Genomic DNA, 10629 nt, shown 5'->3' with positions numbered 1-10629 from the left:
GGCAGCTTAGAAATTGTTCTTCTAGCCAATTTAAGTGATTACGCACTTTACTGCCGCATAGGCAGCTTAGACCAAAATCTCTTTTAAACGTAATTTAAACGTGATTTAAAGCTACTTTAAATTGAGATTATTATTCTCTTTATCTGTAATGTACCTCATCGGAAAAAATCACTATTGATCTTCCTGTCGCCAAAAACCTAAAAATTCATTAAATTGCCAAACTGCTTCTGTTTGCTCATCTTTTCTTAATGAAACGGTTGCATAAGATAACGCTGTTTGTTCAACATCTTTTAACTTTAATGCTTCTGTTAGCTCATCCAATGCTGTTGTTAAGGAAAAAACAAGCCATGGCTTAATTGATGAATTTTGATTTTCAATCGGTTGATACTGAAACCTATGCCACTCTTTATTACAAGAGAATAAATTCTGATGTGCTTTTTCACTATACGCAAAGGCATAACCCCACGAACTTTCATCATCAGGTAAACAGACAAAATCTTCCATTTTTTGTGAGGCCCGAAACGGCGTAGTCAACGTATAGTGTGCAGCTAATTTAGCATTATCACTACGCCAATAGCCATTGACATAATTTAAACTAGAACTATTAAACATCTTTCTCATCACACTATGCTCTAACTCTGCTAGCGTTTTTTGTGCCTTCGCATTCTCATCCAATTCAGTTGGAGCTTCAATTCTCGCTACTGCGTCCACAACAGCAAGTTGTTCTGGGTTAATAATATCTTGTGTACGGTGAGAAATGAGAGGATGTTCACTACTTTCAAAACCGGGATGATAAAAAATTTCTCGTGTATAGTGATGCCCCTTTAGCCCTTTCCAGTTACTTGGTAACAATGCAATATTCGGCGTTGTAGCAACTTTATCTGGACGATGTCGCCACACTCGTCCAGCTAATTGGATAATAGAACGCATTGACGACGGATCGATAATTGCCCAATCGTAATCATGATCACGCCCCACTTCTGTCACTGGACTGCCCACTACAATAAAAATATGATTTTCATTTTGACTATTGTCTAATGCTAATTTTATTTCAGGTTGTTGAAATAAAGCCTGTGGATCATTGCGAGTTAACAAGCGATCCAAACTTTGTTCTAAGCGGCTACGCAATAGCAACAATTGACGTGAATGATAACAACAAAGATGAATTTCTGTATTGTCTGGGCATTGTTGTTGCAACATTGCTTGGATAGTTGGAATCATTGGTCGAATATTCGCAAACCGTAGCAAACCAACACTTACTCGTTTTGTGGATGAATCATCACTAATCGCAAACTCAGTATGAAATGCTATTGCTTGTTGTAATAGCTGTTGAGCAAATAGCGGCCAATTCAGTGTTTGATTTTCCCCACCAGCAACACTAGGCAAAGACATTACTTTTGCCATACGTCTGGTGGGTTGTTGTTTCAATTTATTAATTCTTTGCTGAACAAATTCTTGATGCTGTGCTTGATAACTGGCGAGATCTGAACAAGAAAAACTTTGCTGATTAAATTCATCAAACCAAGCACAACAAACTCCTTGAGATGGTAATTGATTATTCTGATTCCAAACATTTCTTCCTGCTTGATAAGCTTCAAACAAACCACTCACCAAATCTGGCGTTAATGTTGCAGATGAAAGCAACACTTTACTGCCAAACAATCCAGCTAGATGCACTAAACGGCTCAAGGCTGGCAAGTCATTTTGATCAAAATCATCTGGTTCATCTAGAATTAAATCGCCACTCAATAAACGTAATATTGGCACAATGTATTTACCACCTCGCAAGCATTCACTAGCATTCATCAAATAATCAATCGTGCAGGTAACGAGTGGGGTGAGTAATAAATTTTTCGCTTTATGATTAGCAATCAATGTATTAAATTCTGCAAGGTTATCTAACGCACTCTCTCCAACTATACCACCATCAACTTCTGCCATTTCCAGCCAATCTTCGACAGATTCACTACCAGATTTTTCTTGCTGTAAAGCAAATAACTTATTAACAGCATCACCGCCCACCAATACAGCCAGCGCATCATCATCTAATCGCAATTTGTCTTTTAAAGCTCTACCTGTCTGTAAAGTTAATACCCTTAATCCTAAAGCAATAGTAAACCTTACCCCTAATTGCGGATTGGCGAGTGCATACATAATGCGAGTATTTCCAACAGTTTTACCACATCCAGTGCTCGCCATATTTACGCCAAAAAAGCCTTGCTGTTCAGTGCTGGCTTGTAATCGTTTTGCTAAATCGAAAGCTCGATTCTGCCATTGAAAGCGAGCAATATCACTTCGTTTATTAAAACTTTTATGTGTTAATGCTGGCAACAATGTTTTCAATCTTGGCAAAATACGGGCAAAACGCACTGCACTTTGACAAACACCTAGCAAATGCTCATCTAAACGTTGTTTTGTCTGCCCTTTCGCATCTGTATTCGCAAATAATGGAAAATCCTTTTCTCCAAATTGAGGATTAGGATTAAGTGAAGAATAATGGTGATCAGCTGTAATTAATGACAATCTACTCAACAACAATAAAAAAGGATCACTAATATTTTCAACATTGCTGACTAAATTCATTAACGACGTATGTTTTAAGGCTTTATTTGCCCAACGAGTCATTGCTTTTTGCCACGCAGAGCTATCTGAAACTAACTGATTAAAACGCCAGAATTTCTTCGGTTGTGGATGCTCACTATGCGGATTAGCAACCCAGCCATTACTTGCTGATAACAACCGATAAAAACGCTTTAAATCGTGCGCTACTTCCGTTTCCCATACCTTTTTCCGATTATTATTTTTTTCGGCAAATTCTGGTAAATACGGCACCCTATGATGTGAAGAAATTAACCAAATAATCGTTTTCGCTATTGGTGGTAACTGTTCAAATCGCCCTTGTTTTGGTGTTGGATCTTCTATCTTTATCTGTTGCAACCAACTTGGATTTTGCTGCTGATATTCCGCCCAATTCGCCAAGCGTGTTAGCCATTCCATATCGGTTTGGCAACCTTGAATCATTGCTTCAAATATCCGTACCGAAATCCATTCATGTCGATAAGGATCAGCATAAAAAGGCGCTTGTGGTTTTAATTTTTCCTGAAAACCGATACTAGATTTGCCTAAATCGTGTAACAACGCCGCTAATGCACTAATAATCTGTATGCTATAAGCATTATGCCAAGCGATTTCATCTTCTTGTCGCAAAATATTACGTTGTGTTCGATTGGTTGGTACACGCCCTTTTTGATTAAATTGCCGTTGATCGCCTACTATCCACAATAATGAAGTCTGATTCTTTCCATGCGTCCAGTAACAGGCAACTGCTGTATTTTTTCTTGCTGTTTGCCGTAATAATTGCTTTAACGTTTGCAAACCAGCGTGAGTAATTGCTGTTTGCCAGACACGATCACCACAACGTTCAGCAAATTGGTCTAAAATTCTACGTGTTTCTTTGAGGGCATTTTTTTGACATTGGCTAACTAACAAGATATTCATAATGAAGCTCCTTGTTCAGCTAGCTGTTTTAAGCTTTCAATCATAATATCCAATGCTTCAAACTGCAGTAGATTTTCAATACAGTAATGGCGGAAATCATTTTCTTCATCCCCTCTTAATGAAGAGATAAAAGCCTGCGGCAGAATTAACGCATCTTTAATAATATCTGCAGTATCAAACACTAAACCGCCACGTCGAGTTTTTCCATGCAAAACCGCTAATCCATGCGGTAATCCTAACACCCAACAAGCCGTTGCCCCTAAGCCATAAGCAAGATAATTACCATGATCAAGGAATTGATTTGCAGAATCTGATGATTCCCCTCGTTCACTACGTTTAAAATGCGGATCTTTCAATGTGGCGAAATTAGCAAACGAATAAAGGTTTTTCGTTAAGCGCCCTTCTGCTGTCAGTAACGCTTGACTATTAGGCGCTTGCTCAAATTCTTGTTCTGCCTTCTGAATTAGTAGTTCTAATAACTTGTTGTCAATTTGCCAATCTAATTTTGACCAACATTGGCGAATCGTTTGTAAGCGCAAATTTTGCAATTTCTTCGCAATAGTTAAACGCTTCTGATCATCAAACCAAAATTGGCACCATTGCTGTAAATACTGAACAGGACGGTATTCACTCTGTGGGCTAAAAAAATCACAACCAATCTCTGCTTCTGTACCAGCAAATAACGGCGTACCACCGCCGCTACAAAAACCAATCATCACGCCTGCTTTTGCCAGTTCACGCACTGCCGCTTGAGTAATTGAAGTTCCTGTTCCTAACAAAATACAGGTGGTATTAGCAATCGGAATATTCCAATAAAAAGACTCTTTCCCTTGATCGGTCACATATTCAACCCTACCGCCATTTACCAATACTCGACAATGTTCTAAATAATAAAGATTAGCTCGTTTAGAATGTAAAATCGTTTGTAGATTAGAGGAAGGGATATAATCTTTATTTCTCATATCGTTGCCTTTTTAAATGTGGAAGGGTGAATTGGGGTTATTATAGCAATAAATACTGTATACATATACAGATAAAAGAGAGCTTGTTTATTCTATTTCATATAATTTTTAAATATTATCTCTAACTTTAATTGTATAAAAACCTCTTTCTTAAACGGTTTTCTTATATTGGCGGTAAATTTCACAGAGTTTTTTTATGCCAGCTGGACGAGTATCAGCTAATTCTGACAAAACGGCATCAAATTCTGCAGCTAAAGAAGCATCAAGACGTAATGAAATTGCTTTTATTTTTCCTTCTTCAAGTGCTTTTTTATTGTATGCTGATGCGGTTTTAGAGCGCAATTTTTTGCTGTGTTCTGTATTGCTATTTGCCATTTTTTAACCTCTTGCTTTTTTTATTTGTGTTGTTTATAGTACTTAGGAATTGCCTAGCGATAGCTGCAACTATCACTAGGACTTAGTTCAGTTACTAATAAGCGTTTGAGCTAATCGCTATTAGTAAGATGAACAGGATTATCAGAATAACGGTTCGCATAATCCTAATTCCTATTGTTAAGCCCCACTCTACACAGAGTGGGGTTTGCTGTTTCTAGCCCTTTGCTAGATTTTCTAAATTACATTCAATACAAGAATAAAAAACAATCGTTTTGTTATTTCGTCTTAATCAAATAATTTGATCACTTCTTTCATATTGGATGCGTAGTAGAGCTTCTCGGTATGTTTTGTTAAATTTTGTAACATTCAGATGCAATCGCGTGTGCAAATCGTGTGTAAATCACATCATTTGCGATCATTTTGGATCATAAAACAGGCTATATTATACTACAAATACTGTATAAATATACAGTTATAAAGAAAGGGAAAGTAGCATTGAGTTTTTATATCAGATTGATTTTAAAAGATAAAATGACAAATAAAAAAATCCCCTTTATTCGGGAAAAATAAAGGGGAAAACATTTGGAGTCATATTTTAGGGTACGGGGTGGATTATACTGTACCCTTTGTCATATTACAATAACATTTTTAATATTTTTTTAACTTTTTTAACCTTTTTTCTCACTGTGTGGATTTCTAGTATCGGCATCAACCAAATTACGCATCAATAACGCATACTCTAATTGAATATCTTCTGGCACTGGTACAAACACAAAATGGCCATCACCTAACGCCGCTTCTACCGTTTCACCTTTACGATTCACCATCTCTTTAATAGTAAAAACAATATTACCTTTAGGCGTCATCATTTCCACTTCATCACCAAGTAAGAATTTATTTTTTACCGCAATTTCCGCCATACCATTCTTGCGTACGCCGGTAAACTCTCCCACAAACTGTTGGCGAGTAGAAATTGAATAACCATAATCATAATTTTGATATTCGTCGTGAGTATGACGGCGTAAGAATCCTTCGGTATAACCACGATGTGCCAACGACTCTAAAGTTGATAATAAACTTTCATCAAAAGGTTTACCTGCTGCCGCATCATCAATCGCTTTACGATAGACTTGTGCAGTTCTCGCACAATAATAGAAAGACTTGGTTCTACCCTCAATTTTCAAAGAATGAACGCCCATCTTCGTTAAAGTTTCTACGTGTTGCACTGCACGCAAGTCTTTTGAATTCATAATATAAGTGCCATGCTCATCTTCAAACGCTTGCATTTGCTCATCTGGACGTTGGCTTTCTGTCAATAAAAAGACTTTATCAGTGGTAGCGCCTTCGCCTAAAGTTGGCGCCACATTTTTAATTGGAATCATATCGCTTGGATCAACGATATTTCCCATTTCATCTTCTTGCCCTTCTTTGACTTGATACTCCCAACGACAAGCATTGGTGCAAGTTCCTTGATTTGGATCTCGCTTATTAATATAACCAGACAACAAACAACGTCCAGAATAGGCCATACATAATGCACCATGCACGAATACTTCAATTTCAATATCAGGCACTTGACGACGAATTTCCGCAATTTCATCTAAAGAGAGTTCACGAGAAAGAATCACGCGAGTTAATCCCATCTGATGCCAGAATTTAACGCTCGCCCAGTTCACTGCATTTGCCTGTACTGAAAGATGAATCGGCATATCTGGAAAATGTTCACGCACTAACATAATTAGCCCAGGATCGGACATAATCAACGCATCAGGCTTCATCTCCACAACAGGAGTTAAATCTTTAATAAAGGTTTTTAGCTTAGAATTGTGTGGCGCAATATTAACCACTACATAGAATTTTTTGCCTAAAGCGTGCGCTTCATCAATACCAATTTTTAAATTAGCGTGATTAAATTCATTATTACGTACACGTAAGCTATAACGTGGTTGACCGGCATAAACAGCATCTGCGCCATAAGCAAACGCATAACGCATATTTTTCAACGAGCCTGCTGGTGAAAGCAGCTCTGGTTTAGTATAGGTTTCTGTTGTCATAATTATCTCTTGTCTGATCACAGGTCAGGTTATACCGCTAGGGTATAAATATTGGGGGATGAATTGTAATCAGCCACTTAACAGAATGCAAGCAGCTGATTGATTAGGCGAGTAATTTAATGAGTTTCTTCAGCAAGCAACTTTTCCCACAAACATTGATTGCCACTTTTTTTATTAATTAACTCAATATATTTCTGGTGAGCGGCTAACTCTTCTTCATTGGGTTTTAAGATGACTAAATCACGCTGCAATACCGTATGTTCACCATTTTGTTGTACCGCACCACCGCCAGTGATAATAATCGGCTCAGCATCTAACGCTAAGCTAACCTGTCCACCAGTCATTGCCAAATAAACATCAGCTAAAATTTCCGCATCCAGTAACGCTCCATGCAATGTACGCTTACTATTATCAATACCTAAACGACTGCATAACGCATCTAATGAATTTTTCTTACCGGGATAAAGTTCACGCGCTACTTTTAATGAATCTGTTACCCGACAAATATCATCTGTAGTAAAGGCTTCTTTTAAAAACTTAAACTCTTGATTGATAAATGCCACGTCGAATGGTGCATTATGAATCACCAATTCAGCGCCTTTAATAAAATTAACAAAGTCTTGTTCAATTTCTGCAAAACGTGGTTTATCTGCCAAAAATTCATTAGTAATACCATGAACTTCAATCGCCGCAGCATCAACCTCGCGATCCGGTTGCAAATATACATGGTAATTACGCCCTGTATGACGACGGTTCACTAACTCAACTGCACCAATTTCAATAATTCGGTGTCCTATTTGTGGTTCACTACCGCCACTCATTCCTGTTGTTTCCGTATCCAGAACAACAATTCTATTCTCATCAATTTGCATAACTTCGGGTTTCTTTTCGTTGTGGAATCTCTATAATTAGGCGTCATTTTAACAATACAAACTCTGTTATGCTAAAAAAAATCGATATTTTTACAGATGGTTCTTGCTTAGGAAATCCGGGAAGTGGCGGTATTGGTATTGTGTTACGCTATAAACAACACCAAAAGCAAATTGCCATTGGCTATCAACTTACTACCAATAATCGCATGGAATTACTTGCTGCGATTACCGCATTGAATACATTAAAAGAACCTTGCGATGTTACCCTATATAGCGACAGCCAATATTTGCGCAAAGGCATTACTGAGTGGATTCACGCATGGAAACGTAATCAATGGCAAACAAGTCAGAAAAAACCAGTAAAAAATCAAGATTTATGGATCGCTTTAGATCAAGCTATTCAACGTCACCAAATTCATTGGCAATGGGTGAAAGGTCACGCCGGGCATCCGGAAAATGAATTATGCGATACGTTAGCTAGAATGGCAGCAAACCAACCAACTGAACAAGATACAGGCTATCAGCCCTCTGAATAGCGCATTCATACAGTAGTTTAAAATGCTACTTTAATGAAAAAAGTAGTATTAAAAACTAAAAATTTGCATTTTCCAATATAATCAGTTACCATTTTGCGGTTTTTTGACACTTTTACAGGGAATTTCACTTCCCGTCTAAATTAAATAATCTGTGCTTAGATTATTTTTCAACTTAGGAAATCTATTACAACACAACGATTTCCAACATCAATAATGACAGCATTTAACGCTGATCATACAAATATAAAATGGGAGATTTTATTTTGAATTTGCTACGTTATTGCAAAACAACGAGTACGTTTAAAGCACCAATTTTTGTGCCGAGCTTATTGTTTATTTTAGCCGTTACCTGTTTGGGGATTTTTGCCCCACAAACCACAGAAAATTTGCTTAATGGCATTAAAAACAATATTTTCGCCAACTTTAGTTGGTTTTATGTGATCGCTGTTTCTATTTTTATTATTTTTCTACTATTACTTTGTGCTAGTAGCTTAGGCGATATTAAATTAGGAACGGAAAACGAAGAGCCTGAATACCCATTTATGTCATGGATGGCAATGCTGTTTGCAGCAGGAATGGGAATCGGTTTGATGTATTTCGGCGTTGCTGAACCCATTTCACATTACGTTGCTCCTTTAGCAGAAAACGCTACCCAAACGGAAAAAGTCGAAAATGCCTTGCTTCTCTCCTTTTTCCATTGGGGTATCCACGCTTGGGCAATTTATGCTGTTATCGGTTTAACTTTAGCCTATTTTAGCTTCCGTTATAAATTACCGCTTACCATCCGTTCTGGCTTTTACCCGATCTTAAAACATCGTGTATCTGGTTTTTGGGGTCATTTAATCGACATTGTGGCCTTATGTAGTACCGTCTTTGGGGTTACCACTACTTTAGGATATGGTGCCTTACAATTAGATGCTGGTTTGCACGCCATTGGCTGGATGGACGATCGCAGTTTAGCAACACTGTCCATCATTATTTTAGTGGTAATGACTTTAGCGGCCATTTCTGCGATTACTGGTGTCGCCAAAGGAGTTCGCTTACTTAGTGAAATTAACTTAGGTATGGCGATTCTATTAATGATCTTTGTGCTCATCGCCGGTCCAACGATTTTCTTATTTAGTAACTTCTCTGAAAACATTGGTAACTATTTAAGTAATTTTATTGAACTAAGTTTCCGTACTTTTGCCAATCAGCCGGATAAACAAGGTTGGTTCAATGGCTGGACTGTCCTTTACTGGGCATGGTGGGTTTCTTGGGCGCCATTCGTCGGTTTATTTATTGCTAAAATTTCTAAAGGTCGTTCTATTCGTGAATTTATTCTTGGTGTGTTATTTGTGCCATCGCTATTCAACGCGTTATGGATGACTATTTTCGGTGATTCAGCAATTTGGGTTGATCAACATACACAAGGTGCATTATCCGAATTAAGCAGCAATACTGAAGCATTGTTATTTGCTTTCTTCCAACATCTGCCTGGTTCAACCATTACCTCGTTATTAGCGATGTTAATTATTGCATTATTCTTTATCACTTCTGCCGATTCAGGTATCTATGTGATCAACAATATTGCTTCACAAGGTAAAGATAAAGCGTCAGCATGGCAAAGCGCCTTCTGGGCAGTATTACTCGCTGCTTTAGCCATTGCCTTATTACGCTCTGGCGGATTAGCGGCATTACAAACAATGACATTAATTATCGCCTTGCCGTTTACCTTAATTATGTTACTGCTCTGCTTTGGCTTATGGCGTGGTTTAATGGTAGATAGTCAATATTTCTCGAAGAAATTTGCCCATGGTAGCTCTGTTTGGACTGGCAAACAGTGGCGTGAACGTTTAAGTAAGATTATGACGCAACCACAACGTGCTGATATTAAAGAGTTTTTTGAAAAAATTGTCTTACCAGCATTTAATGAATTAGAAACAGAACTAAAGAGTTATGGCTTAACAGTAACAATCAAAAAATATGCGCCATTACGTGTCGCATTAGTGATTAAAAACGATAATATCCATAATTTCCTTTATGGTGTTTCAGGGGAAAAACGTTCTCTCTCTAATTTATTAATCGAAGATGACAGCTTGCCGCATATTGAGCAACATAATATCTATGAACCAATTACTTTCTTTAACGATGGTCGTGAAGGTTATGATGTGCAATATATGAGTAAAGATGAATTAATTGTCGATATTCTGAAACAATATGAACGTTATATGAATTTAGCGTTAGATGATACGCATAGTTTATTGCTAAATGATCTCTCTTAATGAAAAAAAAGCCCGCCATTAAAGTGGGCTTCAGTTTATTGACAAAGTAAATTAATTTCTTATCTAAA

Annotated in this window: 7 protein-coding genes; 2 read left to right on the top strand and 5 right to left on the bottom strand. The window is 37.5% G+C overall.

Going from position 1 to position 10629, the window contains the following annotated elements:
* Positions 1 to 171: 171 nt before the first annotated feature.
* The 5 genes from cas3f to dnaQ all read right to left on the bottom strand — a co-directional run bounded on the left by cas3f (position 172) and on the right by dnaQ (position 7761).
* The gene (gene cas3f / locus QS62_RS10060; RefSeq protein WP_066109665.1) at positions 172 to 3498 is read right to left on the bottom strand and encodes a type I-F CRISPR-associated helicase Cas3f; all 3327 of its coding nucleotides are present in this window, start codon (positions 3496 to 3498) and stop codon (positions 172 to 174) included.
* Positions 3495 to 4460 (bottom strand): type I-F CRISPR-associated endonuclease Cas1f, encoded by a 966-nt coding sequence (cas1f, locus tag QS62_RS10055; protein ID WP_066109663.1) that lies wholly within the window; start codon positions 4458 to 4460, stop codon positions 3495 to 3497. The genes cas3f and cas1f overlap by 4 nt, the downstream gene beginning before the upstream one ends.
* Positions 4461 to 4610: 150 nt before the next feature.
* Positions 4611 to 4835, bottom strand: a complete 225-nt coding sequence (locus QS62_RS10050) for a hypothetical protein (protein WP_066109660.1) — start codon at positions 4833 to 4835, stop codon at positions 4611 to 4613.
* Positions 4836 to 5503: 668 nt separating this feature from the next.
* Positions 5504 to 6889, bottom strand: a complete 1386-nt coding sequence (trhP, locus tag QS62_RS10045) for a prephenate-dependent tRNA uridine(34) hydroxylase TrhP (RefSeq protein ID WP_066109657.1) — start codon at positions 6887 to 6889, stop codon at positions 5504 to 5506.
* Positions 6890 to 7005: 116 nt separating this feature from the next.
* A complete protein-coding gene (dnaQ, locus tag QS62_RS10040; RefSeq protein WP_066109655.1) occupies positions 7006 to 7761 on the bottom strand; it encodes a DNA polymerase III subunit epsilon in 756 nt (251 codons plus the stop codon).
* Positions 7762 to 7829: 68 nt separating this feature from the next.
* On the opposite strand from dnaQ, the gene rnhA reads away from it, so the two are divergent.
* Positions 7830 to 8297: a ribonuclease HI gene (gene rnhA / locus QS62_RS10035; RefSeq protein WP_066109651.1), complete on the top strand. Its 468-nt coding sequence runs from the start codon at positions 7830 to 7832 to the stop codon at positions 8295 to 8297.
* 263 nt (positions 8298 to 8560) lie between these two features.
* Positions 8561 to 10561, top strand: coding sequence for a BCCT family transporter (locus QS62_RS10030; RefSeq protein ID WP_066109668.1), 2001 nt, complete (start codon positions 8561 to 8563; stop codon positions 10559 to 10561).
* The last annotated feature ends 68 nt before the right edge of the window (positions 10562 to 10629 follow it).

This window comes from Gallibacterium salpingitidis (assembly GCF_001678495.1).
Taxonomy (GTDB): Bacteria; Pseudomonadota; Gammaproteobacteria; order Enterobacterales; family Pasteurellaceae; genus Gallibacterium; species Gallibacterium salpingitidis.
This window is presented reverse-complemented; position numbering and strand designations above follow the sequence as displayed.

Excerpts from the sequence above, each read along its gene's own strand:
- cas3f (WP_066109665.1), bottom strand. The coding sequence starts at position 3,498 with ATGAATATCTTGTTAGTTAGCCAATGTCAAAAAAATGCCCTCAAAGAA.
- QS62_RS10050 (WP_066109660.1), bottom strand. The coding sequence starts at position 4,835 with ATGGCAAATAGCAATACAGAACACAGCAAAAAATTGCGCTCTAAAACC.
- dnaQ (WP_066109655.1), bottom strand. The coding sequence starts at position 7,761 with ATGCAAATTGATGAGAATAGAATTGTTGTTCTGGATACGGAAACAACA.
- trhP (WP_066109657.1), bottom strand. The coding sequence starts at position 6,889 with ATGACAACAGAAACCTATACTAAACCAGAGCTGCTTTCACCAGCAGGC.
- rnhA (WP_066109651.1), top strand. The coding sequence starts at position 7,830 with ATGCTAAAAAAAATCGATATTTTTACAGATGGTTCTTGCTTAGGAAAT.
- cas1f (WP_066109663.1), bottom strand. The coding sequence starts at position 4,460 with ATGAGAAATAAAGATTATATCCCTTCCTCTAATCTACAAACGATTTTA.